Source organism: Rhizobium aethiopicum, assembly GCF_900094625.1.
GTDB lineage: Bacteria > Pseudomonadota > Alphaproteobacteria > Rhizobiales > Rhizobiaceae > Rhizobium > Rhizobium aethiopicum.
Genome location: NZ_FMAJ01000008.1, coordinates 82351 through 107973 on the forward strand (window position 1 = coordinate 82351; position 25623 = coordinate 107973).

The 25623-nt window shown below is 62.3% G+C and carries 24 protein-coding genes; 15 read left to right on the forward strand and 9 right to left on the reverse strand.

Annotation, left to right across the window (positions count from 1 at the left end):
• Positions 1 to 104: 104 nt before the first annotated feature.
• Entirely contained in the window at positions 105 to 1919 is a 1815-nt protein-coding gene (locus GA0061105_RS18160; protein WP_064693977.1) for a monovalent cation:proton antiporter-2 (CPA2) family protein, read from the reverse strand.
• 119 nt (positions 1920 to 2038) lie between these two features.
• Between GA0061105_RS18160 and GA0061105_RS18165 the strand changes: the two genes are divergently transcribed.
• The 6 genes from GA0061105_RS18165 to lpxK all read left to right on the forward strand — a co-directional run bounded on the left by GA0061105_RS18165 (position 2039) and on the right by lpxK (position 7927).
• A complete protein-coding gene (locus GA0061105_RS18165) occupies positions 2039 to 3388 on the forward strand; it encodes a TldD/PmbA family protein (RefSeq protein WP_092751964.1) in 1350 nt (449 codons plus the stop codon).
• A 30-nt stretch (positions 3389 to 3418) separates the two neighbouring features.
• Positions 3419 to 4228 (forward strand): 3'(2'),5'-bisphosphate nucleotidase CysQ, encoded by an 810-nt coding sequence (locus GA0061105_RS18170; protein ID WP_064693979.1) that lies wholly within the window; start codon positions 3419 to 3421, stop codon positions 4226 to 4228.
• Positions 4229 to 4290: 62 nt separating this feature from the next.
• On the forward strand, positions 4291 to 4539 hold the full coding sequence (locus GA0061105_RS18175) for a DUF4170 domain-containing protein (protein ID WP_064693980.1): 249 nt from the start codon (positions 4291 to 4293) through the stop codon (positions 4537 to 4539).
• Between the two features lie 159 nt (positions 4540 to 4698).
• Entirely contained in the window at positions 4699 to 6018 is a 1320-nt protein-coding gene (gene waaA, locus GA0061105_RS18180) for a lipid IV(A) 3-deoxy-D-manno-octulosonic acid transferase (RefSeq protein WP_092751966.1), read from the forward strand.
• A gap of 9 nt (positions 6019 to 6027) precedes the next feature.
• Positions 6028 to 6750, forward strand: a complete 723-nt coding sequence (locus GA0061105_RS18185; RefSeq protein ID WP_064693982.1) for an HAD family hydrolase — start codon at positions 6028 to 6030, stop codon at positions 6748 to 6750.
• A gap of 103 nt (positions 6751 to 6853) precedes the next feature.
• Positions 6854 to 7927 carry a tetraacyldisaccharide 4'-kinase gene (lpxK, locus tag GA0061105_RS18190; RefSeq protein ID WP_092751968.1) on the forward strand — a complete coding sequence of 358 codons (1074 nt, stop codon included), beginning with the start codon at positions 6854 to 6856 and terminating at the stop codon, positions 7925 to 7927.
• Positions 7928 to 7977: 50 nt separating this feature from the next.
• Here the strand turns inward: lpxK and GA0061105_RS18195 are convergent, their stop codons facing one another.
• Positions 7978 to 8862: a GntR family transcriptional regulator gene (locus GA0061105_RS18195; RefSeq protein ID WP_092751969.1), complete on the reverse strand. Its 885-nt coding sequence runs from the start codon at positions 8860 to 8862 to the stop codon at positions 7978 to 7980.
• A 98-nt stretch (positions 8863 to 8960) separates the two neighbouring features.
• Between GA0061105_RS18195 and GA0061105_RS18200 the strand changes: the two genes are divergently transcribed.
• From GA0061105_RS18200 to GA0061105_RS18210, 3 genes are all read left to right on the forward strand, one after another.
• The gene (locus GA0061105_RS18200; RefSeq protein ID WP_208601665.1) at positions 8961 to 10019 is read left to right on the forward strand and encodes an ABC transporter permease; all 1059 of its coding nucleotides are present in this window, start codon (positions 8961 to 8963) and stop codon (positions 10017 to 10019) included.
• The gene (locus GA0061105_RS18205) at positions 10016 to 10780 is read left to right on the forward strand and encodes an ATP-binding cassette domain-containing protein (RefSeq protein ID WP_092751971.1); all 765 of its coding nucleotides are present in this window, start codon (positions 10016 to 10018) and stop codon (positions 10778 to 10780) included. Before GA0061105_RS18200 ends, GA0061105_RS18205 begins: the two co-directional genes overlap by 4 nt.
• Before the next feature lie 78 nt (positions 10781 to 10858).
• The gene (locus GA0061105_RS18210) at positions 10859 to 11776 is read left to right on the forward strand and encodes a sugar ABC transporter substrate-binding protein (protein ID WP_092751973.1); all 918 of its coding nucleotides are present in this window, start codon (positions 10859 to 10861) and stop codon (positions 11774 to 11776) included.
• Positions 11777 to 12003: 227 nt separating this feature from the next.
• Here GA0061105_RS18210 and GA0061105_RS18215 read toward each other — a convergent pair whose 3' ends face one another.
• Positions 12004 to 12234 (reverse strand): DUF2093 domain-containing protein, encoded by a 231-nt coding sequence (locus GA0061105_RS18215; protein ID WP_010010632.1) that lies wholly within the window; start codon positions 12232 to 12234, stop codon positions 12004 to 12006.
• Between the two features lie 67 nt (positions 12235 to 12301).
• On the reverse strand, positions 12302 to 14134 hold the full coding sequence (mutL, locus tag GA0061105_RS18220) for a DNA mismatch repair endonuclease MutL (RefSeq protein WP_092751975.1): 1833 nt from the start codon (positions 14132 to 14134) through the stop codon (positions 12302 to 12304).
• Between the two features lie 183 nt (positions 14135 to 14317).
• On the opposite strand from mutL, the gene GA0061105_RS18225 reads away from it, so the two are divergent.
• The gene (locus tag GA0061105_RS18225) at positions 14318 to 16048 is read left to right on the forward strand and encodes a response regulator (RefSeq protein WP_092751977.1); all 1731 of its coding nucleotides are present in this window, start codon (positions 14318 to 14320) and stop codon (positions 16046 to 16048) included.
• Positions 16049 to 16211: 163 nt separating this feature from the next.
• Positions 16212 to 17576, forward strand: a complete 1365-nt coding sequence (locus GA0061105_RS18230) for a putative bifunctional diguanylate cyclase/phosphodiesterase (RefSeq protein WP_092751979.1) — start codon at positions 16212 to 16214, stop codon at positions 17574 to 17576.
• 129 nt (positions 17577 to 17705) lie between these two features.
• Here the strand turns inward: GA0061105_RS18230 and GA0061105_RS18235 are convergent, their stop codons facing one another.
• The 5 genes from GA0061105_RS18235 to GA0061105_RS18255 form a co-directional block, all read right to left on the reverse strand.
• Positions 17706 to 18311 carry a PRC-barrel domain-containing protein gene (locus GA0061105_RS18235; protein ID WP_064693988.1) on the reverse strand — a complete coding sequence of 202 codons (606 nt, stop codon included), beginning with the start codon at positions 18309 to 18311 and terminating at the stop codon, positions 17706 to 17708.
• A gap of 221 nt (positions 18312 to 18532) precedes the next feature.
• On the reverse strand, positions 18533 to 19420 hold the full coding sequence (locus GA0061105_RS18240) for an SMP-30/gluconolactonase/LRE family protein (RefSeq protein WP_092751981.1): 888 nt from the start codon (positions 19418 to 19420) through the stop codon (positions 18533 to 18535).
• Positions 19421 to 19424: 4 nt separating this feature from the next.
• Complete coding sequence (locus GA0061105_RS18245; protein WP_064693990.1) at positions 19425 to 20057, reverse strand: 2-dehydro-3-deoxy-6-phosphogalactonate aldolase; 633 nt, start codon at positions 20055 to 20057, stop codon at positions 19425 to 19427.
• A gap of 13 nt (positions 20058 to 20070) precedes the next feature.
• Entirely contained in the window at positions 20071 to 20988 is a 918-nt protein-coding gene (locus GA0061105_RS18250) for a 2-dehydro-3-deoxygalactonokinase (protein ID WP_092751983.1), read from the reverse strand.
• Positions 20988 to 21761, reverse strand: a complete 774-nt coding sequence (locus tag GA0061105_RS18255) for an SDR family NAD(P)-dependent oxidoreductase (protein WP_092751985.1) — start codon at positions 21759 to 21761, stop codon at positions 20988 to 20990. Before GA0061105_RS18255 ends, GA0061105_RS18250 begins: the two co-directional genes overlap by 1 nt.
• Before the next feature lie 130 nt (positions 21762 to 21891).
• Here GA0061105_RS18255 and GA0061105_RS18260 point away from each other — a divergent pair, with 130 nt between their 5' ends.
• From GA0061105_RS18260 to apbC, 4 genes are all read left to right on the forward strand, one after another.
• Positions 21892 to 22689 carry an IclR family transcriptional regulator gene (locus GA0061105_RS18260; protein WP_092752253.1) on the forward strand — a complete coding sequence of 266 codons (798 nt, stop codon included), beginning with the start codon at positions 21892 to 21894 and terminating at the stop codon, positions 22687 to 22689.
• Between the two features lie 45 nt (positions 22690 to 22734).
• Positions 22735 to 22944, forward strand: a complete 210-nt coding sequence (locus GA0061105_RS32465; protein ID WP_141130215.1) for a hypothetical protein — start codon at positions 22735 to 22737, stop codon at positions 22942 to 22944.
• Complete coding sequence (locus GA0061105_RS18265) at positions 22944 to 23678, forward strand: LuxR family transcriptional regulator (RefSeq protein ID WP_092751987.1); 735 nt, start codon at positions 22944 to 22946, stop codon at positions 23676 to 23678. Before GA0061105_RS32465 ends, GA0061105_RS18265 begins: the two co-directional genes overlap by 1 nt.
• Before the next feature lie 640 nt (positions 23679 to 24318).
• Positions 24319 to 25503 carry an iron-sulfur cluster carrier protein ApbC gene (gene apbC, locus GA0061105_RS18275; protein WP_092751989.1) on the forward strand — a complete coding sequence of 395 codons (1185 nt, stop codon included), beginning with the start codon at positions 24319 to 24321 and terminating at the stop codon, positions 25501 to 25503.
• The last annotated feature ends 120 nt before the right edge of the window (positions 25504 to 25623 follow it).

A 25623-nucleotide genomic window follows, 5' to 3' on the forward strand; every position in this document is an offset into this window, starting at 1 on the left:
CTGTATGTTGGGCAGGAGGATGTGTAGAGAGACATGCCGACAGATTCTGGCAGTAGGGTGCACCGGTTTTGAACCGCTCGAACGTCGCACGTCCGGTAGCTCGTTCATGCGTCGGCCGTCGCGTCTGCGGTGCCTGCCAGCGGATCGCCCTCGAAGGGATCGGCGGCCCGCTTCGGCTTGACCAGCGGTTCGGGGCGGACAGGGTGGGCAAACAGCATGTCGCGCCCGGCTTGCAGCCCTTCGGAAACCTGCAGCGCCAGCCGCGCCTCGTCGCGCTTGCGGATATCCTCGCCGATTTCATAGGCGTCGATTTCGGAGACGCCGAGCGCCTCCAGCGTTCGCCGTCCGAACAGCAGGCCCGATTCCAGCGTTTCGCGCAGCTCGTAATCGATGCCCTTGTTGCGCAGTTCGATCGAATGGAGGCGGTCGTAGGAGCGCACATAGAGCCGGGTATGCGGATAGTCCGCCTGCACCAGCTCCACCACCTTGTCGGTGATCTCCTTCTTCTGCGTGCAGACGAGGACGATCTTCGCCCGGTCGATCCCGGCCGAGCGCAGCACGTCCTTGCGAGTGCCGTCGCCGAAATAGATGCGGAAGCCGAAGGAGGAGGCCTGGCGGATGCGGTCGGCGGAAAAGTCGATGACGGTGACGCTGCGCCCGCCGGCAAGCAGGATCTGGGCGGCGATCTGGCCAAAACGCGAGAAGCCGACCATCAGCACGTCGGCGCCCGCACCTTCGAAATCTTCGTCCAGTTCCTCCTGTTCATCGCCGTTGAGCAGCCGCTTCGACAGCGCCGCTCCGATCGGCGTCAGCGCCATCGACAGCGTGACGATCGCCACCAGCAGCGACGCCTTGCTCGTCGACATCAGACCGGCTGCGCCTGCGGTGGTGAACAGCACGAAGCCGAATTCACCGCCCTGCGGCAGCAGGAAGGCGATGCGGATTGCATCATTGTGCGCGGACCCCGTTATCCGGCAGAGCCCGTAGATGATGATCGCCTTTACGGCCATGACGATGGGCACGGCGACGATGACGAAGAGCGCGTTGTCGAGGAGAACGCCGAGCTCCAGCGACAGGCCGACGGCGATGAAGAAGATCGCGAGCAGCACGCCGCGGAAAGGCTCGATATCGGCCTCGAGCTCGTGCCGGTAGGAGGATTCGGCGAGCATCACGCCGGACAGGAAAGCGCCCATTGCCATTGAAAGCCCGGCAAGCTGCATCAGGCTTGCCGATCCCATCACGACGAAGAGCGCGGCCGCGATCATCGCCTCGCGCGCACCGGTGCGAGCGATGACCTGGAAGAGCGGCGTCAGCAGGTAGCGCCCCATGACGATCATCGCGGCGACTGCGCCGACGGCGATGGCAAAATCGGAAAGCGGCGCGTTGCTGCCCTTGCCGCCGCCGTCGAGAACGGTGATCAGCGCGAGCAGCGGCACGATCGCCAGGTCCTGGAACAGCAGCATCGAGAAGGAACGCTGGCCGTATCTCGTGTTGACGTCGCCGTCGCCCTCGAGGATCTGCATGGCGAAGGCCGTCGAAGACAGCGCCAGGCCGAAGCCCGCGACGATGCTGCCGCGCCAATCGAGCACTTCAGAAAACCAGGCGAGCGCCGTCAGGGCCAAGCCTGTCACCACCACCTGCGCCGTGCCGAGGCCGAAGATGTCGCGCCGCATCTGCCAAAGCCGGCTCGGCTTCAGCTCCAGACCGATGATGAAGAGCAGGAAGACGACGCCGAGCTCGGCGACGGCAAGGATCTGTTCGCCGTCGGTGATGCCATGGAAGACCGGACCGATGACGATGCCGGCAGCGAGGTAACCGAGCACAGTGCCGAGCCCGAGCTTCTTGAAGATCGGAGCGGCGACCACCGCGCCGCCGAGCAGCAGGATCGTTTCGGAAAAAAGGTCATTGGGCGCTGACATGCTGGCAATTTCTCTCGACGGCGGGAAACATCCGGGCAGCGCTGACAAAGAATCGGCGGCGGCGGCCTTGATGCCTGGCAGAGTGCACAATAAATGGAAGCCGAAGGAAAGGCCAAATCATGTCCTCAGAAATCGATTCCTCGACACTTCTTTCCCGCGCAAGTCAATTGATCGATCTGGCAAGGAAGGCAGGGGCCGACGCCGCCGACGCCGTCGTCGTCCGGTCGCGGTCGCAATCGGTTAGCGTGCGCCTTGGCAAGGTCGAGGGAACGGAATCCTCCGAAAGCGACGATTTTTCGCTGCGCGTCTTCATCGGCAAGCGCGTCGCCAGCGTTTCGGCCAATCCGGGCTTCGATCTTCAGGCGCTGGCCGAACGTGCCGTCGCCATGGCCAAGGTTTCCCCGGAAGACCCCTTTGCGTGCCTGGCGGACGAAGGGAACCTTGCGACGTCCTATCCCGACCTGCAATTGCTCGATGCCACCGAAGTCTCCGCGGAGATGCTGCGCGAGGCGGCTCTTGCCGCCGAGACGGCCGCACTTGCGGTCAAGGGCGTTACCAATTCATCCGGCGCCGGCGCGTCGGCCGGTATGGGCGGCCTCGTTCTCGCCACCTCGCACGGCTTCCAAGGCAGCTACATGGGCTCCCGTTTCGGCCACTCGGTCAGCGTCATATCAGGCGAAGGCACCGGCATGGAGCGCGACTATGATTTCGACAGCCGCCTCTATTATGCCGAGCTCGACGATCCCGCCGAGATCGGCCGCCGTGCCGGCGAACGGGTGGTCAAGCGCGTCAATCCGCGCCAGGTACCCACCGCCAAGAACGTCACCGTGATCTTCGATCCGCGTGTCGCCCGCGGCTTTGTCGGCCATATCGCCGGTGCGATCAATGGCGCCGCCGTCGCCCGCAAGACCAGTTTCCTGCGCGACAGGATGGGGCAGCAGGTGCTGAAGTCAGGCCTGTCGATCACCGATGACCCGCTGATCGTGCGTGGGCCCGCCTCGCGGCCGTTCGACGGTGAGGGCGTGTCCGGCGAGCGGCTTGTCATGATCGAGGATGGTGTCCTCAAGCACTGGTTCCTCTCGACCTCGACCGCGCGCGAGCTTGGCCTTCTCCAGACCAATGGCCGCGGCGTGCGCGGCGGCAGCACTGTCACGCCGTCTTCCACTAATCTCGCCCTGGAACCAGGAGACATCTCGCCGGAGGAACTGATCCGCAGCGTCGGCAACGGTTTTTACGTCACCGAACTGATCGGCCACGGGGTCAATATGATCACCGGCGAATATAGTCGCGGCGCCACCGGCTTCTGGATCGAGAACGGCGAACTGACTTTTCCGGTGTCCGAGGTCACGATCGCCTCCAATCTCAAGGACATGTTCATGCGCCTGACGCCGGCAAACGACATCGACCGAAAGTTCGGCGTCGCGGCTCCGACCTTCGCGATCGAAGGCATGACGCTCGCAGGGCAGTAAGAAACGGGCAGCGGGAAACGGATTGACGGGATGATCGATAGGGAAAAGCTCCGCTGGCAGAGCGATCTCGCCTTGATCGCCGATGCTGCGAAGGAGGCCGGCGCGGTCGCCTACGGCTTCTTCAACCAGTCTCCCGAGGTCTGGTGGAAAAACGAGGACCGCTCTCCCGTCAGCGCCGCTGATTTCGCCGCCAACAAGACGCTGGAATCGATCCTGCGCAAGGCGCGGCCGGATTATGGTTGGCTGTCTGAGGAAACCGAGGACGATGCCGACCGCCTGGCGCGCGAGACCCTGTTCATCGTCGATCCGATCGACGGCACGCGCGCCTTCCTCGGCGGACAGAAAGTCTGGTGCGTCAGCGTCGCGGTCGTGCATCGCGGCCGCCCCGTCGCCGGCGTTCTCTATGCACCGGCACTCGAAGAGGTTTATGAGGCCGTCGAGGGCGGCGCGGCGCTGAAGAACGGCACGCCCTTCACCGTTTCCGCCGCCGGACCGGACGAGATGAGCCGGCTTGCGATCGGCGAAGACCTGTTGAAGACCTTTCCGCCGTCTTTCCGTGACCGCGTGAGACGCGAGAAATATATCCCCTCGCTAGCCTATCGTATCGCCATGGTGGCGGACGGCCGTCTGGAAGGCACCTTCGTCAAGGGTAATTCGCACGACTGGGACCTTGCTGCCGCCGATCTCGTTTTGGCCTGCGCCGGCGGCCGCCTCGTCGACCTCGACGGCAGACCGATCCTCTACAACAGCGCCGACGTCACCCATAAGGTCCTCTGTGCGGCGCCGGCGCCGCGCATCGATGAATTCCTCGCGGCCTTTGACGGCCGACGAGACAGTTGACGTTTCCGTCAAAATCCCGCAGATGAGGTGGCGGAGGAACTAGGCAGAAAGAGAACAAGAAAATGACTGACTCCGGTGACAAGAAGCAGCTTTTGCACCTCGTTTTTGGCGGCGAGCTGGAAAGCCTCGATGAGGTCCAGTTCCGTGATCTGAACGGTCTCGATATCGTCGGCATTTTTCCCGACTATGCCACGGCGCTGACCGCCTGGAAGGCGAAGGCGCAGCAGACGGTTGACAATGCGCACATGCGCTACTTCATCGTCCACATGCACCGTCTGCTCGATCCACAGGAAAAGGCCGGGGGCAACTGACCTCGGCAGCCGCCGCCAGCCGAGCGGGCCTTCGTGCATCGGGCGCCCGTCCATCCGGATCGTTTGACGCATTCTGAACAAATTGATCGGCCATGCCGGCCGCAACGATAATTAGGGAATGGGTTTGATGTCGATCGTCTTGGGTCGGAGGCTGGCGCGATGAGCTCCCGGATGGCGCGGCTCGGTCTGAGCACATACCGTCTGGCGGGAACCGTAGCCTCTCCGGTCGTCGGCCTCTATCTCACCTACCGCACGGCCAAGGGCAAGGAAGACCGGGCGCGCCGCCTGGAACGCTTCGGCTATGCGAGCGCCAACCGGCCGCAGGGTCCGCTCGTCTGGTTCCATGCCGCAAGTGTCGGCGAAACCAATGCCGTCATTCCGCTGATCCGCGAAATCCGCCGCCGCGATATCCATGTCATCCTGACCACCGGCACTATCACCTCGGCCAAGCTCGCCGCCGAGCGCCTCGGCCAGGAAGCGATCCACCAATATGTGCCGCTCGACCTGAAACCATCCGTCAGCCGCTTCCTCGATTATTGGCAGCCCGATTGCGCCATCATCGCCGAATCCGAGATCTGGCCGGCCACGGTGCTGGAGCTCGGCCGCCGCCGCATCCCGCAGATCCTGATCAATGCCCGCATGTCGGACCGCTCCTTTGCCCGCTGGCGCCGCCGCCCCGCGATCGCCGAAGCCTTGTTCGAGAATCTCGCTTTGGTCATCGCCCAGTCCGACGTCGATGCCGAACGGTTCCGCGATCTCGGCGCCGTTCCCGTCATCACCTCGGGCAATCTGAAGGTCGATACCGACGCACCGCCTTATGACAGCGCTGTCCTCGCCCGCTATAAAAAACAGATCGGCGATCGCAAGACCTGGGCGGCGATCTCGACCTTCGACGGCGAGGAGAATGCCGCCGGCATCGTCCATCGCGCCTTGAGGGAACGTGACCGCCAATTGACGATCATCGTGCCGCGCCATCCCGAGCGCAGCGACGAGATCGAGGCGGCGCTGGTCAAGCAGGGGCTGAAGGTCGCCCGCCGCACCCGCGACGACGTCCTCTCCGCCGACGTCGATATTTTCCTCGGCGATACGATCGGCGAAATGGGCCTTTATTTGCGACTGACCGAAGTCGCTTTCGTCGGTCGTTCGCTTTTTGCCGAAGGCGGCCAGAATCCGCTGGAGCCCGCCATGCTCGGCTGCGCCATCCTCTCCGGCGGCCATGTGCAGAATTTCCGCGAGGCCTATCAGAAGCTCGCCCGCAGCGGCAGCGCCCGCATGGTGCGCGATACCGAGATGCTGGCCAAGGGCGTGCATTACCTGCTGATCAATGACGAAGCCCGCCGCACGATGATCGATGCCGGCATCGCCGCCGTGCACGAGATGCGCGGCGCGCTGACCGCGACGGTGAAGGGGCTCGAACCCTATATCAATCCGCTGACGGTCAAGGCGCGTTTGTTGCCCAAGGCCGCGGCCCAGATCTGAGGAGACGCGATGTCGAGCCCGGCGCCTATCAAAGGCATCCTCTTCGACAAGGACGGCACGCTGCTCGACTATGACGAGAGCTGGCTGCCGGTCAATCGCGAACTCGCCCGCATCGCCGCTGAGGGCGACCCCCTCCTTGCCGACCGGCTGCTTTCGGCCTGCGGCATGGATCCGGTCAGCGGTCATATCGTTCCGGACAGCCTGCTTGCCGCCGGCAATACAAGGCAGATCGCCGAAGGTCTCGTCGCCGCCGGCTCGATGCTCGATATCGGCGAACTGACCATCCGTCTCGACGACCTCTTTTCCGGTGCCGCCCAGTTTTCCGTGCCGGTGACCGACCTTGCCGGCTTCTTCGCAAGGCTGCATCGGCGCGGCTTCAAGCTCGGCGTCGCCTCCAGCGACAATGAGCGCTCCATCCGCTACACGGCGGAGCGCTTCGGTTTCGCGCCCTATGTCGACTATATCGCCGGCTACGACAGCGGCTTCGGCGTCAAGCCTGAGCCGGGCATGGTGCTCGGCTTCTGTGCTGCGACCGGTCTCTTGCCTGAAGAGGTCGCGATGGTCGGCGACAACAATCACGATCTGCACATGGGCCTGAATGCCGGTACGGGCCTCAGGATCGCGGTGTTGACCGGAACCGGGTCGCGCGATTCGCTTGCGGCCGCGGCCGATCATGTGCTCGACGATATCACCGCCATTGAGACATTGCTGCCGGATCTGCAGCCAGCCTGATAGGTAAGGACTTGCATTTTCACCGATTTTGGCTTCTCAATCCGGCCGGTCGAAGAGCAAGGGGCTGGCCGTCGCAGGGCGGGCAGGGGAGCGGGACGGCAAAATGATTTCAGAAGCGCCGCCGTTCTGGTGGAGGAAAGCCGATTGGCGGGCCTGGTTGCTGGCGCCGATTTCCTTTGTCTACGGCCGTATCGCCGGCCATCGCATGGCCCATGCGCGCCGCGCCTCGGTTTCCGTTCCCGTCATCTGTGTCGGCAATTTCACCGTCGGCGGCGCCGGCAAGACGCCGACGGCGCTGACGCTTGCCCGCGCCGCCAAGGCGAAAGGCCTGAAACCCGGGTTCCTCAGCAGAGGTTACGGCGGCTCGCTCGACGTGACGACGGTGGTAGACCCCCGGCATCACCGAGCGGTCGCCGTCGGCGACGAACCGCTGCTGCTCGCCCAGGAAGCGCTGACGGTGATTTCCCGCCGGCGCGTCGAAGGTGCCAAGCGTCTGGTGGTGGAAGGCGCCGATCTCATCATCATGGATGATGGTTTTCAGAGCGCCCGGCTGGCGATCGACTATGCCTTGCTCGTCATCGACGCGACGCGCGGCCTCGGCAACGGCCATATCGTGCCGGGCGGCCCCGTCCGCGCGCCGATCCGTCAGCAACTGCGTTCGGCGACGGCGCTGCTGAAGGTCGGCGGCGGCAATGCTGCCGATGGCATCGTCCGCATGGCGGCGCGCGCGGCCAAGCCTTATTTCACTGCCTCGCTCAAGGTGCGCGGCGACGACAGGCTTTCCGGCATCAAGGTGCTCGCCTTCGCCGGTATCGCCGATCCTGCCAAATTCTTCCGCACCGTCGAGTCGCGCGGTGCCGAGATCACAGTTGCCAAGACCTTCGGCGACCACGAGCATCTGACCGAGGAGGAGATCGACGACATCCTGACGACCGCCGACCGCCAGGATCTCCTGATCGTCACCACGTCAAAGGATTTCGTTCGCCTGTCCGGCCATCACGGCAAGGCGGAGCAGTTGGCGCAAAAGGCCCGAGTGATCGAGGTCGACATGGTCTTCGAGGATCATCTCGCCCCAGGCCTGATCATCGACCGGGCAATCATTGCCTGCCGTGATCGGCGCCTCAAGGAATTGAAGGTCGGGGCTAAAGAAATTTCAGCAAAGGCTGAGTCGCTCTAACAAGCTAGTTGCGAAGCATCTCGGCCACGTCCATCTGCACTGCAACGCGATCATGCGATCGAGTGCAGCAAAGTTTCGCGGGCGGAAGTCAGATGCAACCGGCATGCGCGATCGATCAATGCAATATTGCGGCTTTCGAGCGCTTCGATCAGCGCGAGATGTTCCTTGATGGCGACTTCGTTCCGCGCGCGTTCATCGCGCTTGTTCCACTGATAGTGATAGTGGAAGACCATGGCTATCACGTCTTGGAAGCTGTCGATAAAGCGGTTTGGCGCGACTGCCGTAATCAGCCGGTGGAACCGGCTGTCCAGTTCTGAGAAATCCTGAAACCGGGCGTCGATGCCGGCGAGCAGTTCCAGATGTGCGGCCCGCATCGATTGGATCTGCTTCCAGAACGGCGAGCTGTCGGGCAGGGTTGCAAACAGCCGTGCCGAGCGCATTTCGAACATCTCTCTGATTTCGAACAGTTCGAGGGCGAAGCTGGCCGTAAACCCTTTAAACACCCAGCCTGCGTTCGGACGCTTCTCGATCAGCCCATATTTGTGGAATCGATTCAGAAACTCACGGACAATCGTTGTCGCGACGCCGAACTTCCGAGCCAACTCCGCCTCGTTGATTTCTGTGCCCGGACAGGCGTCGCCGCGCAGCATCCATTCCATGAAGCTTGTCTCGACTTGTTCCGAAATTGCCAGCGTCTCTTCCTGCGGATAACGTTCGATCTGTAGCGGCTGCTCATGTACGATCCGCCTATGCCCTTCAGATAGGATGATCCCCCGTGCGGACATCCCAGCCAGTACCTTCCGCACTGTCGTCCTGCTCACGCCGAGCTGGGCGCGCAGCGCGTTTTCGGAGGGCAATTCGTCCCCTACATCGAGCGTCCTGATGATCTCAATCATATCATTGAACGCCCGCTTGAAAGTCGTATCTGTCCTCACACCACAATCTCCAGTACGTCCATCTATCCATAAAAAACAAGTTGACGTACGTGTATCATAGTTTCTTATGTATAAAAAACGGGGGAGGCTAGGGGAATTTGGAAGACTCCGGGATTCTGCCTCAGAATTCGTCCCGGCCTGGCGGTCTGCAGGATGCGACCTACCATCCGAGACAATCTGGCATCACATTGGCACTGAAGCTATTGAGCCTCGGCCCGCTGCTGATCCTCATTCTGCTCATCGCCGTCGTCAGTCTGATCACGCCGGCTTTTCTAAAGCCTGTTAACCTGGGGAACATCCTGGCGCAGACAGCAGTGATCGCTGTTGTGGCAATCGGCCAGCAGCTGGTAATCCTGACGCGCGGCATCGACCTGTCTGTAGGCTCGAATCTTGCTCTGGCGACAGTGATCGGCGGACTCGTCTACCAGCAAGTTGATTCCTCGTTCATCGTCATCATGGCCATGCTGCTTGCCGGTGCTGTTATCGGCGCGATAAACGGCTTGGTCTTTGTCTATGGCCGACTGCCACACCCCTTTATCATAACCCTTGCGACCTTGAGCATCTGCCGCGGTCTGGCACTGGAATTGGCGCCTGGCCACACGACCATGCGCGGGATGCCCGATGCCGTTACCGCGATCGGTGGCGGTGTGACCCTTGGCTTGCCCAACTCCTTTTTTGTAGTTGGAATGTTCGGGCTTCTTTTTCTCATCCTGACGAAGTCGATGGTCTGCGGCCGATGGATCTATGCGGTCGGCGGCTCGCCGAACGCCGCCAGAAGCATGGGTATACCGGTAAGCGGCGTCCTGCTGTCGACCTACATCGTTTCTGGTTTTTGTGCCGGTGTCGGCGCGGTGCTGCTTGCCGGCCGGACCGGCGCCGCCTCGCCGATCTACGGCAATCTCCTGGAACTCGACACGATTGCCGCTGTGATCATCGGTGGGGCCAGTTTCCTTGGGGGACGAGGCCACCTCGGTCACGCCCTGATCGGCGCCGTGCTGATCGGCGTCATCCGCAATGCCCTCAACCTCCTCGGCGTCGACGTCTTCTTTCAGATGATTGCGATTGGGCTCGTCATCGTCATCGCCGTGGAGGCTGACGTGCTTCGAAACCATCTCGAGGCGCGCGCACGCGTGCTGCAATCGGCGGCAGCAAAATGAACCCATCATCCACGATACCGGCACTTTCGGTTCGAAACGCCCAGAAGCGCTTTGGCGCCATCCATGCCCTGAAAAATGTGAGCTTTGATGCTTATTCAGGTGAGGTAACTGCTCTCCTGGGCGACAACGGCGCCGGCAAGTCGACACTCGTCAAATGCATCAGCGGGCTTCATAGTCTCGACGAAGGAGAGATCCTCGTGGATGGTGTTCCGGTATGGCTCCATTCGACCGCCGCCGCCCGCCGCGCCGGCATTGAAACCGTCTACCAGGATCTGGCGCTTTTCGACAATTTAACCCCCGTACAGAATTTCTACTGTGGGCGAGAAATCTCTTTCCCCTCCTGGTTGCCGCGTCCGCTCCGCTTTCTGAGCACGGGTGAAATGAAGCGGGAAGCAGCGAGCGTCATCGATCGCTTGAAGGTTAAGCTGCCAAGGTTCGACGCACCGGTAGCGCTGATGTCTGGGGGACAGCGGCAGGCGATCGCGGTCGCGCGCGCCATTGTTTTTGCGCGCAAGCTGGTAATTCTCGACGAACCAACGGCAGCCCTCGGTCTTCGCGAGTCTCGCCAGGTTCTTGACATTATCAGTCAGCTGAAAGCCGACGGCAATGCCGTGATCATCATCACTCACAATATGGAGCACGTCGTGGAAATCGCTGATCGGGCAGTTGTCCTGCGCCAGGGTCGCAAGGTGGGTGAAGTGAAGCCAACGGAAGCGAACAAGCAGGACATTGTCGCGATGATTGTCGGCGCCGAGGCTTGAGGAGATCGCTGCTTCGTTTGGGCAGCGGACAACGAGATCGTTCTAGAGGAGGGCGGTCGAAACATGGGAGGAGTAGTCATGAAATCGCAATCCCTGCTGGGAGCTGTTGCGCTCCTGGTCGCCGCTGTAGTCCCTTCCCTGGCGCAGGAGCCGGTGAAGCTCGGCTTTATCACGAAATTCCCTGTACCGTTCTTCGCAACGATGGAGAACGCAGCCAAAGATTATGCCAAGAGAAATCCTGGCGTCGAGATCATCTATGGCCAGGGTACGTCCGCAACCGACATCGAAGGCCAGATCGCACAGATCGAGTCCATGGTGACAAGAGGCGTGCAGGGCATTGCCCTCACGCCAGTCGATCCCACCGTGGCCACTGCCCTGGACAAAGCGGTGGCGGCCGGTGTCAAGGTCGTGCTGATGGACAACAATATTCCGGATTGGAACGGCAGGACGGCGCTTGCCACGACCAATAACCTGGCCGCAGGCAAAATCGCCGGGGAATATCTCAAGAGCGTTCTTCATGCCGGCGACACGCTTGGCATCCTTGAGGGCGTGCCCGGTGTGCCAGCGCTTGATGACCGTGTGAAGGGTATGCTGGAAGGACTAAAAGGGGTTGACGTCAAGATCGTCGGCAAAGGCGCGACGAACTGCACCGAGGAGCTCGGGATCAGTGTCGCCGAGGATTTGTTGACGAAAAACCCAGACCTGAAGGCCATTTATGCCGCTTGCGGCCCGCCGGCTGCTGGCGCGGCACGCGCGATCAAGAACGCTGGCATTGCCAATGACAAGATTGTGCTCGTCGGGTTCGATTTCTGCTGCGGCGAAGAGGAAGCACTGAAGAGTGGAATCGAGGATGCGTCGGTGGCGCAGTTTCCCACCAAGATGGCTGAGCTCGGTGTAGACGCACTGGTAAAGTCAATCCGTGGAGAGAAGGTTGAGTCTTCAATTGACTCCGGCGCGGCGCTCGTGACGCCCGAGAACATGGCAAAATTTGAGTGAGCTATCGCTCTCGCGGAATTTGCAACGAGCGCCTACGGGCCCTTGCCTTGCGCATATCGGTCAAGCAAACGGCTCGTCCTTCACCGGGCGGGCCGGACGTGTGGCTGCTCGTAGTGCCGAGATGTCAAACAGAGCTTGTGGACTTAGGATGCAATCGATGGCCGATCACGATCGTCGAAATTCCCGATCCTCGTGCAAACGCCGATCGGCCCGTTCGCGCAGGCGCCCTAGCGCCGCTGGTTCGGCAGAACGCCGGCGCGTTTGTCGGCTTCGATCGCAGAAATAACATCGGCATAGGGTTCCTGGCGGGCGACGCTCCAGTAGCGCAGCTCGTCGAGCGGAATGTTTTTGCCGGTCATCGCGCAGACGACATAGGAGCCGGGCGAGAGAATCTGGAAATCGCCGTCGAGATAGCGGATCTTCGCCTCGCGGTTCCCGTGCCCTTCGAACAAATTCATACGCTCCGTTCCCTGCAACTTGTCATCCGTCTGCCATACTCCCGGCAAGCCCGCTTTTCCAGCTTTTTTAGCTTCTGCCGAAAAGCCGCTCGATATCACTGAGCTTCAGTTCGATATAGGTCGGCCGGCCGTGGTTGCACTGGCCGGAGCCGGGCGTCACTTCCATTTCCCGCAGCAGTGCGTTCATTTCCTCCGGCCGCAGCCGCCGTCCGGAGCGAACCGATCCATGGCAGGCCATGGTCGCCGCCACATATTCGAGCTTGGCCGACAGGCCCGAGGCCGTATCCCATTCGGCGATCTCGTCGGCAAGCTGGCGGATCAGGCCATGGGCGTCGACCTCGCCGAGCATGGCCGGCGTTTCGCGCACCGCGATCGCACCGGGACCGAAGCGCTCGATCGCCAGACCGAGTTCGGCAAACTCGGCCGCATGCAGCATCAGCCGATCGCAATCCTCCTCCGGAATGTCGACGATCTCCGGGATAAGCAGCACCTGCGAGGCCAGCCGCTTCGAATGCAGCGCCTTGCGCATTGCCTCGAAGACCAGCCGCTCATGCGCCGCATGCTGGTCGACGATGACGAGCCCGTCCTCGGTCTGGGCGACGATATAGTTGGCATGGATCTGCGCCCGCGCCGCGCCGAGCGGATAACGCCCAACGGTTTCCGGGGCGGCCGGGCTGGGAGAGGCCAGGCCGGGAGACACGGGGTCGGGAGAAAATTGCGGCTCGGCCCGTGCGGTCGGCATCGACAGGCCATCGAAGGATGCCTGCGGCCGTTCGGAAAATGCCGGTGCCGGCTGGTAGGGGCGGGAAGGGGAGGTCTCTGCCGACCAAGGCGCCTGTGGTCGCTGCCCGTAGGGCTGGAAACCGGGACGGAAGGCGCGCAGCATATCGCTCGCCCCGGTCGTTGCGGCCCGGCTGCCGTCGCGCGCCAGCGCCTCGCGGATGGCGCCGACGATGAGGCCGCGTACCAGGCCTGGGTCGCGGAAGCGCACGTCGGATTTGGCCGGATGCACGTTGACGTCGACGAGAGCCGGATCGAGTCTGATCGACAGCACCGCCACCGGATAGCGCCCGGACGGGATCGTCTCGGCATAGGCGCCGCGGATCGCCGACAGGATCAGCTTGTCCTGCACCGGCCGACCGTTGACGAAGGCGTATTGATGGGCGGAATTGCCGCGATTGAAGGTCGGCACGCCGGCAAAGCCGGTCAGCGAGATCTCCTCGCGCACGGCGTCGAGCGCAATGGCGTTGTCGCGGAAGTCCTTGCCGAGCACCTGCGCCATGCGCGCCAGATGATCGTCGCCCGTGGCCGGAAATTCGAGCGTCGTGCGATCCGAGCCCGACAGCAAGAAGCGCACGGCGGGAAAGGCGATCGCCATACGCTTGACGATCTCGGTAATGGCGCCGGCCTCGGCCTTCTCCGTCTTCAGGAATTTCAGCCGGGCGGGCGTAGCGAAGAACAGGTCGCGGACTTCGACGATCGTGCCGGGATTGGCGGCAGCCGGCCTGATATGCACGATCTTGCCGCCGGCAACGGCGATCTCGTGGCCGCCGGCGCTGTCGCGCTTGCGGCTGGCGATGCTGAGCCTCGCAACAGAGCCGATCGAAGGCAGCGCCTCGCCGCGGAAGCCAAGCGTTCTGATATCCTCGAGCGTCTCGGTGATCTTCGAGGTGCAGTGGCGTCTCACCGCCAGTTCCAGATCGGCAGCGTCCATGCCGGAGCCGTTGTCGCTGACCCGCAGCAGCGCCTTGCCGCCGCCTGATGTGGCGATTTCGATGCGCGTCGCCCCTGCATCGAGAGCGTTTTCGATCAGTTCCTTGGCGGCGCTCGCCGGCCGTTCGATGACTTCGCCGGCGGCGATCTGGTTGATGAGCGTTTCGGAAAGCTGTCTGATGGCCATGGGCTATTTTCGAGGATTCGCAGGCTCGAGGGAAGAGCTTTGGAAGCGCTTTACCCCAACCTTATGCGCGGCTCCCCCAATTTGGGGAATAGGTAGTGTTAAGCCGGTTTTAACAGAAAAATGGCATTTCTATTCAAGTACCTCCGGAAGCTGCGAAATCGAACAGATGTGGGACGTAAGAGAATGAGTGCCGGCTTAGAAAAGGCGGACACATCATGGAAAATCGACGGGACGCCCGCCGAGGCCGATCTGCAGACGGCGCTTTTCGATGTGGTGTGCGACAGCCTTTCGGCAGCTTTCATCATCTACGACAAGAACGATCATCTGATCTTCGCAAGCCGCCAGATCCTTGAATTCTTCCCCTTGCCGTCCGAGATGCTGAAGCCGGGCACCCGGCTGCGCGATTTCCTCGGGGCGGTTTACGATACCGGCGTTCGCCAGCAATATGATATCAGGCAGGGCGGCTCGCTCGGCCGCGAGGACTGGCTGTCGCAGAAAATCGCCTCGCATTGGCGCGAGCGCTTCGAATCCGTCGAGCGTCATGGCGCCGACAGCTGGGTCCGCTTCGTCAAACGCAGACTGCCGGGCGGTTACGGCGTCACCATCGTCTCCGACATCTCCGAGGACAGGAAACGCGAGGAGCAGTGGCGCTCGGACCTGGAGCGGGTGCAGCTTACCGAAGACATTCTCGACAATCTGCCGTTTCCGCTTTTCGTCAAGGATCGCAACCTTACCTATGTGGCGGTAAACCTCGCATTTTGCGAGAAATACCAGACGAGCGCCGACGAGGTGCTCGGGCGCAAGAGCGCAGATCTCTTCTCGCCCGAGATCGCCAAGCGCTTCGAAGAGAGCGACCGCCACGTTCTGGAAACCGGCGAGATGTCGATCTCCCGCCAGCGGCAGATCTCCCGCGACGGCATCGAGCGCGACATCGTCAGCCGCAAGCACCGCATCGGCAAGCCCGGCCGCTATTTCCTGGTGTCGACCATGCAGGACCTGCCGCGCGACGGCGCCGATCTCGAGGAGTTTGACCGCGCCTCGGCGATCACCACCTCCGCCAATCAGAGTTATCGACGCGCCTATGTACCGGTACCGACCGCGGTCGAACGCCGCGAGCCGGCGGCGATGGAGGCGATCGTCCCGGAGAATTTCTCCGGCCGCAAGATTCTCGTCGTCACAGCAGACCTCGCCGCCGAGACAGCCGCTCTGCGGACGCTGGCGAAATATGGTTTCGAATCCTGCTCGGTGCGCGGCGAGGATGAAGAGGAGCGGTTCCTGGAGATCGCCACCTCCTCCGGCATTTCGCTCGATCTGCTGATCATCGACAACCAGATGGGCATGCGCTGCCTCGAGCTTTCCGAGCAATACGGCATCCCGGCGCTCGTCATGGACGGCTTTCAGATCGCCAACGAGCTCACCTTCCAGATCGCCCGCCATTTCAACCGCAACAGCCGCAACGGCGGTGCCGGCGCGGATGCGGATTGGGAAATCAGCATATCTGACGATGCGGTCGGCCTGCAGGTTCTCGTCGCCGAAGACAACGACATCAACCAGATCGTGTTTTCACAGATCCTCGAGGGCCTCGGTTACCGCCACAGGATCGCGGCGACCGGCGACGAGGTCGTGCGCCTCTGGGCCGAACACAGGCCCGGGGTGGTGCTGATGGATATTTCGCTGCCGGGCTTCAACGGCTTCGAGGCCGCGCGCCTGATCCGGCAGATGGAGGAAGCCGGCGGTGCAGCCCGCACACCAATCATCGGCGTGCTCACTCAGGCTTTCGAGCGCGACCGCGCCGAATGCGCCAAATCGGGCATGGACGACGTCATCATGAAACCTGTCAGTCCCGACATGCTGGAGACGATCTTTCAGAAATACCTCACGGGAGAGGCTACACGGGTTCGCGCGAGCGGATGATGCGATAGGCCTGTCGTTTTGGCAGAGACATCCTGCCCCGGCACGGGCGGTCAACTCCCCAGAATTGGGGCGAATCAGGCTGTCAAGGCTGTTGATCTACTAGCAAATTGTTAAGAAATGCCGGTCATTCTTTGCTCGGCTGCGTGGGAAAGCTCGGGTTTGGATGATGAAATCGGCGGAAATAGCTTCCTTGACCGTGAGTCACAAGGAGCTTCAGGCGATGGCCTATACCGATCCGCTCACCGGGTTGGGAAACCGCAATCGCATGCGCGACAAGGTCCAGCAGATCTCCGCCGAGCGCGCCAGCGATCCGGCTCCCTTCACCATAGGCATCGCCAATCTCGACAGCTTCAAGCCGATCAACGATCTCTTTGGGTCCTCGGCCGGCGATGAGATCCTTTGCCAGGTCGCCCATCGGCTCAGGGCCTGCATTCCGGACGGCGCACTGGTCACCCGTCACGATGGTGATGAATTCGCCTTCGTGCTGCCGTTGATATTCGAGCGGGCGAGCGCCGAGAAATTCGGCCAGATGATCCGCGAGGTTCTGTCGGCGCCCTACGACCTCGGCGACCGCAATGTCCGTCTCTCCGCCTCCTTCGGCTTTGCCATCTATCCCTTCGCCGGAGAGGACTGCGAAGAACTGTTAAAGAGCGCCGAAACCGCCCTCTATCGTTCCAAGCGTCGCGGCCGCGGCCAGATCACCGTCTATTCGCGTGAAATCGCGCAGGAGATGAAGCGGGCGACACAGCTGGAGCAGGCGCTCAGAAACGCTATCATCTCCGACGCGATCGACGTTCATTTTCAGCCGATCGTCTCGCTCGCCAACAATCAGGTCGTCGGCTTCGAGGCGCTCGCCCGCTGGAACGATCCCGATCTCGGTTTCGTTTCGCCCGGCGTCTTCGTGCCGCTCGCCGAAGAGCGCGGCTTCATCGACGCTCTCTCGGAGACGCTGCTTCGCAAGGCTGCTGAGGCCGCCTTGTCCTGGCCGCGCGAACTCTTCCTGTCGTTCAATCTCTCGTCGGCTCAGCTGATGGATCCCGGCACGAGCAGCAGCATCCTGTCGATCCTCGGCCGCGTCGGCTTCGACCCGCATCGCCTGGAACTGGAAATCACCGAGACCGCGGTGATGGGCTCGGCCGATACCGCCCACCGCATCATCGCCGATCTGCGCGCCGCCGGCGTTCGCATCTCGCTCGACGATTTCGGCACCGGCCAGTCGAGCCTCGGGCGTCTGCGCGACTTCATCTTCGACAAGATCAAGATCGACCGTGCCTTCGTCTCACGCATCAATTCCGACCGCGCCTCCGAACACATCATCAAGGCGATCCTTTCCATGTGCGAAGGCTTGGAGCTGGAAGTGGTAGCCGAAGGCATCGAGGACTACGCCGAAGCGGTGAAACTGCGCACGCTCGGTTGCGGCATGGGCCAGGGCTATCATTTCGGCCGCCCCGCCGATGGCATCGCCACGCTGCGCTTCCTGCACGAGAACTATTACGATGTGCCGCTCGGCGAGCGCGTCAGCGCATAAGCAATTCAGAGAAGCCAAGTCCAGCAAAAGTGCACAGCGGTTTGTGTTCGGCATTTGGTGCAGGCAATCAGCATAAAGCAATGGCGCCCCTAGGAGCGCCATCGCCTACGCTATACTACCGCGCGCGGTTTACTTAGGCGTGGTCGAGCCGGTTGCCGTCGTATCGGTGCCGGTTGCGGCCGGGGCCTTTTCTGCAGACTGCATTGCCAGCGTCTTGAACTCCGGCGCAGCCTTCAGCGATTCAGCCGTTTCACTGGTCGTCAGCTTGACGCTACCGTCCTGGGTGTTCTGGGCGATGGTGATCTTTTCCATCGGTACGGCGACGTTCTTTTCGCCGATACCGAGGAAGCCGCCGACGCCGACGATCGCAGCAACAATGCCGCCATCCTTCTTCATGATCAGGTCGTTGACGCTGCCGATGCTTTCATTGTTGGGGTTGTAAACCGACTGGCCGATATAGGTGTTGGCGCTGACCTGGTCGGCAGCCTGCTCCGTCAGATAGGTGGCCTGTGCGGTGTCGGTGCTCGGTGCTGCCGCCGGAGCCTGGGCGGCATCGCCTGCAGGCTGGGTGACGTCAGGAGTTACCGGCTTGGGCGCCGCCGGATCGGCGGGCGCGGTTTGGGTGGGGGCGGCGGGGTCGGCAGGCTGCGGCGTCGTCTGCGAGAATGCCGCCGGTGCGAAAGCCGTGGCAAACAGCGCGCCAGCGGCAACGGTCGTCAAAAGTTTGCGTGTCATTTCGAACCTACTTTCATTTCCCTAGAGTGATAGCTGACCCGGCAACGCATGATCCTTGCCGCGCCGGTTCGAAGGGAAAATGAGCGGTGCGCCGATTGGTTCCGGTTGAAAACACGGAAAATTTCTTGATTCTCACGGAACTTTCATCGGCAGACAGCCGCCGAAACGAAAAGGCGCTCCGCTTGGGAGCGCCTTTGAATGGCGGTCGGCAGACGCCGTGTTCAGATCACATAGATGGGGTCGAACACGCCCTTGACGTCGATGCCGAGTTCCAGAAGGGCGCCGGCGCTCGGCTGGGCCGAACGGGCATCCTCGTCAAGCCCTTCCCAGGCGGTCGTTACCGCCAGCCGGCCGGCATTGGCGCCGATGAAGGCTGGGCAGGAAGGCTGGACGGCGGGAACCTTGTAGCGCGAGATGCGCAGGCCATCAGGATTGTATCGATCGACAAAGCCGGCGCCCCAGCGGGCATTCCAGATATAACCGTCGGCATCGACTACTGAACCGTCGATCCCGCCGGGCTCGTTCATGCTGTCGACGAGCACGATCGGCTCGCCCGAGGGCAGACCAGTCTGCGGATCGACCATGACGCGCATCAGCCGGTTGACGCGGGAATCCGTGTAGTAGCCGATCGTGCCGTCGGGGGAAAAGCAGATCGAATTCGGAATGCTGATGCCGCTGAAGATCTTCGTCACCTTGCCGCCGGCGACATGATAGATGGCGCCGGCCTGGCTTTCCGCCCGCTTGCTCATCGTGCCGATCCACAGCGAGCCGGAGGGATGGGTGCGGCCGTCGTTCGAGCGGTTTTCCGGCCTGTCGTTTTCGAGCGCGGCATAGAAGGTGAGGTTGCCGCTCGTCACATCGCGCACGAAAAGCCCTTCCTCGGTCGCGATCAGCTGCCGTCCGGCGTCGATGCGGGCGAGCACGCTTGCCATCACAGGCAGCGGATGCACCTTTTTGGCGCGTGTCGAAAGGTTGAGCTCGTGCAGCTCCTTGCCGAGGATGTTGAACCACCAGACGGTATCGCTGTCGGGATCATAGGTCGGACCTTCGCCGAGGACGGAATTGGTGTTGCAAAGGGTCTTGCCCTCGAACTCGTAAATGTCGGTCATACGCTCACGCTCCCATGGCTGCATCATAGGCGTAAATGGTTGCCTTGGCGCGCTCGGCAACCTCTGCCGCGGTCATTCCGGGCCTGTAGAGGCTGGTGCCGAGGCCGAAGGCGAAGATGCCGGCCTTGGTGTAATCGGCGAAATTCTTGTCCGATACGCCGCCGACGGCGGCAATCGTCAGCTCCGGCGGCAGGATCGCCCGGATCGCCGTGATGCCGGAGGGACCAAGAACGCTCGCCGGAAAGAATTTGAGACCGGTGGCTCCGGCACGTGCAGCAGCCAGCGCCTCGGTTGGCGTAAAGACGCCGGGCATCGTCACCATACCATATTCGCGCGCCCGGATGATCACCTCGGGCTCGACATTCGGCGTCACCAGCAGCTTGCCGCCGGCCGCATTCAGGCTGTCGACCGCCTCGATCGTCAACACCGTGCCGGCGCCGATCAGCACTTCGGCCGGCGCCATCTTGGCGGCGATCTCGATCGATTTGAACGGCTCCGGCGAATTGAGCGGAATTTCGATCGCCGTCAGGCCGTTTTCGATCAGGGCACCGACGACGCTCTCGGTCTCGTCGGGCCGGATGCCGCGAAGGATGGCGATCAGCGGACGCTTCATGTCGGGGAAGGGGATACGGTGCATCGTGTCAGCTTTCTCAATTCGGCCAGATGGCTTCGGCGGCTGCCGATAGCCCGCGGCGCACGGCTGCGTCCGCATCGATGGCGGTGACGGCAAGGGAGAGGGTTCTGAAGGCCTGTTCGTAGAGCGCCTGCAGGCGCCCGGAGGCGACGAGGGTGATATCGGTGCCGTTGGCGGCATCCTGCAGCGCGCCGGCAATTTCCAGGCCGATCAGCGTGCCGGAAAGCCGGGCTTGCGCGGCGGCTGCGGAGATCCCGTGCAGGAGCTGGCCCGAGCGGGCGGTAAACAGGAGGTTGGTGGCAAGGCCGGGCCGGGCGAAAGCTGCCAAGACCGCCGCTTCGAAGGCCGCCGCATCCGCCGGCTGCTCCTCAGCACCGGCGACGGCGTGCGACAGGATCGTATGTTTGCTGATCGCCTCGAAGAGTTCGCCGGTCATGAAGGTGGAAAAGCCGGTGACCTGCCTATCCGTCACATGCACCCATTTCGAATGCGTGCCGGGCATGCAGACCGCCTGGGCTCCAATGCTTGTACTGCCGAGCGCGCCGAGAAGCTGGGTTTCCTCGCCGCGCATGACGTCGGGCGTTGCGGGGGGCCGCTGGGCAAGGCCCGGCAGGATGCGGATGTCCCGGCTTTCGCCCGCCACGCGGACCGCCGCGGTGAGGATCGAGGCGAGCGGTGCGGGCACGTCGATATAACCGGCTTCGACCCAGCCCTGTCTTGCGCCGGCCATGCCGCAGACGATTACCGGCAGGCTTTCCGGCGCTTCGATCGCCGCGAGATGGCTTGACAGCACCTGCGAAAAGCCGGTCTTTGCCGCGCTCGTCATGCCTTCGCCGCTGCGCCGTTCGGCAAGAACGCTTCCGTCCCTGCCGATCAGCCAGAGCCGGAAACTGCTGGTGCCCCAGTCCACCGCGACATAAGCCGGATCAGCCATTACAAAACGCCTCCATCGACAATCAGGGACTGGGCGGTCACTGCCGCTGCGCAATCCGATGCAAGAAACAGGCAGGGACCGACGATCGCATCGGCCTTGAGCGCGACCTTCAGGCATTGCTGCTCGACCGAGCGCGCGATGCTTTCCTCGGTGAGCCAGAGCTGCATCTGCCGCTCGGTGACGATCATGCCGGGCAGGATGCAGTTGACCCGGATATTCTCCGGTCCAAGCCTGCCGGCCATGCTCTTCGTCAGTCCGACGACCGCCGCCTTCGCCGCCGCATAGGCGGGAAATCCGCCCATGTTCAGCTTGAAGGCGATTGACGACATGTTGACGATCGCGCCGCCGCCGGCCGACCGCATCGACGGCGCCACCGCCTGTGAGGTGAAGAACACGTGCCGCAGATTGACCGCCTGGTTGTTGTCCCAATAGGCCTCCGTGACCGCATCGAATTCGTGGCGGTCGTCCCAGGCCGCGTTGTTGACGAGCACGCGGATCGGCCCGGATGTCTTGACGACATTATCGACCGTGCGCCGGATCGCCTCGATGTCGCGCAGGTCGGCATGGTAGAAGAGGACCGGGTGCGCCGTTTGTCGCGACAGGCTCTCGGCGAGTTTCCTGCCTGCGGTCTCGGCAATGTCGATGAAGGAGACCTTGGCGCCCTGACGCGCGAAACCTTCGACGATCGCCGCGCCGATGCCCGATCCGCCGCCAGTCACGAGCACAGCGCGATCTTTGAATTCGGGAAATTGTGCTGCCTCTGCTGCGCTCACCGTTTCCTCCGATCTCGATGTTCCATTATTCGGAACTTAATTTGACTATGTGGAATTATCGGATTATGCTGGCCTCTCTGTCAAGGGCGCTCGCCTTTCGAAGGCGGACCAATGCAATGGCACAGAGACGATGACTTCCACCGACAGCATGGCACAGACAACCCGCGAGACCGGCACCCTCGGCAAACTGATGGTTCTCCTCGATCTCGTCACCCACGCGGATACGCCGTTGCGTTTCACCGATATCCTGGCGCTGACTAGCCAGCCGCGTGGCACGCTGCATCGCCAGCTCAGCCATCTGGTGGAGGAGGGGCTGCTTGAGCTCGATGGCGACGGACGTTATGCGCCGGGCCTGCGCCTGCTCGATTTTGCCGCGCGCAGCTGGGCGCGCAACGAATTCCGCCTGATTGCCGAACCGCATTTGGTCGAACTCCAGCAGGCGACCGGAGAGACGGTGCATCTCGGCGTCCTCCGGGGACAGTCGATCATCTATCTCGACAAGGTCGAAGGCCGCCAGCCGGTGCGCATGTATTCGCAGATCGGCAACGCGTCGCCCTGCTACTGTACCGGCGTCGGCAAGGCCGCTCTTTCGCTTCTCCCGTCCGAAAATCTCGTCGATCTCCTCGCCGGCCTCAGCTTCACCAGCTTTACCGCCTCGACGCATGCTTCGGCCGAGACGCTAACCGCCGAAATCCGCGAGATAGCCGAACAGGGCTATGCCTTCGATCGCGAGGAGCACGAGGCCGGCATCCGCTGCGTCGCCGCACCGGTATGGTCAGAGGATCGGACATTCATCGGCGGCATTTCGGTCACCGGCCCGGCCTACCGGCTGTCGATGGAACTTCTGCGTCAGTGGGCCGTTCCCGTGCAGCTGGCGGCTGCACGCATAATGGAAGGCATGCGCATCCGCCTCGGCCCGCGCCGCTGACAAAAACCGCCGTGGTTCTTGCCGGATGCGTCGCGGAGCATGCTTATGATGGGCGCGATATTGAGATTTGGTGGCGAATCACGACAAGTGGAATGGTCCGCGAAATCTACAACCACTGGCCGAGCGCTGTCCGCCGAGGCCGATACCATGTGGTTCAGCTCGCGATCATCATTCCTCGATGCAATCGAACCGGCCGCGATGGCCAGGCTTCGCGAATGGTTTGCCGGCCGCTGTGCCGAAGATGAAGAAATGTGATGGCACCCTTGTCGCAAACATCCACGGAAGACGACGATTACATCAAGGAAATCGCCAGCCTGAAGACGCAGTTCGATATTTTCCGTTTCTTGAAACGCGTCACGGAAGCCTATCGCTGCCGCGCCTTCATGGTCCTCAATCTGCCGCCGATCACCTCACTCGACATCCAGGGCAGCACCGTCATCACCAGTTGGCCGGCGGAGCTTCTGGCGCTCTACGACCAGGAGGGGCTGATGATGAACAGCGTGGTGTTGAGACGGCTTCGAACATCGACGCGGCCCTTCTTCTACGACATGTCGCGAGAAAATTCGTCGCGCGATGATGGCAAGTCGGCTTTGGTCGCCACGCTGTTCGAGCGCTTCAAGATGATGCGTGGTGCCTGTTTCCCAACGCATGAGGCTTCCGGCATCCGCGGCGCCGTCTCCTTCGCCGGCGACCGCGAACCGTTCAGCGCGGCCGAGATGCGCGAGCTTTGCTATATTGCTATCCATGTCTTCGATAGGCTGGCTGAAATCCGCAATCTCGATAGTCGCATGACGGACACGCTGACGGACCGCGAGATCGACTGCCTCAACTGGACGGCGGCCGGCAAGACCAGCGCTGAGATCGCCGAGATCCTGGCGCTGTCCGAGCATACGGTCAATCATTACCTAAACCGCGCCACCAAGAAGCTCGACACCGTCAACCGCACCCAGGCGGTCGCCAAGGCACTGCGGATCGGCCTGATCAAATAAGTTGCAAAGCTGGCGGCCCGCTTTGGCCGGCCGCTCAGCGCTTAGGCAGAAATCAGCGCTGCCCCGCGACTTCTCAGCGCTTTTCCAGACTATTTCATCTGGCACGCTTTCTGCATCTCTTCTGGCAGAGGTCCAGAGGGGACTTTGATGACCAGCGCCAGGAAATGGCGCGGCCGACACACCGCTGCCCGACGCCGATGCCGCTTCTCTCCCGGCCTGCGGTGTCGGGTAGCCGTTGTTGCCTTTCGGCACCGGTTCTTTCGCAGCTGTTCACGATTTCCTCCTCCCGTTCATTTTTTTCTGGCCTTTTTTTCGGCTTGCGCTAGTTCGCCCCGCATTGCGCCGGTTCTTGGGGAGAGAGGCCGTTGCGGCCATCAGGGTGAAAGCCCGGCGGACTTGATGGCCGCAACGGCTTCGCAATCCCCGCCGGCGTTTTTCAAGCCGGCAAATTGATTTTTCCATCCAGATGATTTCGTTTGGCGAAGACGTGCGGCTCCACTATCTCTAACCGCATGATTTTAGCCTTTGTCGAAATGGCCTGAGGCTAGAAGCGTGCGGCAATTTAAAGCGCTACAGCGTCCTTTGGCGTCTCGAAAGACGCGCGGCGCGTTAGTTTGCGAGAAGAAGCAGTGAGGGTGGAATGACCGACGTCACCAAGGAACAGGTTCTCGAAACGCTGAAGACCGTGCGCGGACCGGATCTCGAACACGACATCGTCGCGCTCGGCATGGTCTCCGACGTCTTCATCTCCGACGGCAAGGTCTATTTCTCCATCACCGTTCCGGCCGAGCGCGCCAAGGAGCTGGAACCGATGCGGCTCGCCGCCGAGCGCGTCATTAAGGAGATGCCGGGCGTCAAGGGTGCGCTCGTCACGCTGACGGCGGACAAGAAGGCGGCCGCCGCCGCGCCCGCTGCCCGCCCGGCGCCGAACCCGCCGCATGGCCACGCCGGTCATGATCATGGCGGCCACGATCACCAGCATCACGCGCATGCGGCGCAGCAACAGCCGCCCCGCACCGGCAAGATCGGCGTTCCCGGTATCGGCGCGATCATCGCCGTCGCTTCCGGCAAGGGCGGCGTCGGCAAGTCGACCACCGCCGTCAATCTGGCGCTCGGCCTGCTCGCCAACGGTCTTCGGGTCGGCATTCTCGATGCCGATATTTACGGCCCTTCCATGCCGCGGCTCTTGAAGATCTCCGGCCGTCCGACGCAGATCGACGGCCGCATCATCAATCCGATGGAGAATTATGGCCTCAAGGTCATGTCGATGGGCTTCCTCGTCGATGAGGAGACAGCGATGATCTGGCGCGGGCCAATGGTCCAGTCGGCGCTGCTGCAGATGCTGCGCGAAGTCGCTTGGGGCGAGCTCGACGTTCTTGTCGTCGACATGCCGCCCGGCACCGGCGATGCGCAGTTGACGATGGCCCAGCAGGTGCCGCTTGCCGGCGCCGTCATCGTTTCCACCCCGCAGGATCTCGCCTTGATCGATGCCCGCAAGGGCCTCAACATGTTCCGCAAGGTCGAAGTGCCGGTTCTCGGCATCGTCGAAAACATGAGCTATTTCATCGCGCCCGATACCGGCACGCGCTACGACATCTTCGGTCATGGCGGCGCCCGCAAGGAGGCCGAGCGCATTGGCGTGCCCTTCCTCGGCGAAGTCCCGCTGACGATGAACATCCGCGAAACCTCCGACGCCGGCACGCCGCTCGTCGCCTCCGATCCGAACGGCACCGTCGCCGGCATCTATCGCGGCATCGCCGCCAAGGTGTGGCAGCAGCTCGCCGGCCAGTCCCAGCGCACGGCGCCGGCGATCGTCTTTGAATGAGGCGGCGCCTCCGGGATATGCGGCGCGCCGTCGGCACGATGGCGTGCATGACAAGAACGCGCTGAACAGTCGAATCACCGTTGCGATCACCCCGAAGTGTGGGGGAAACGTGGTGAAAAG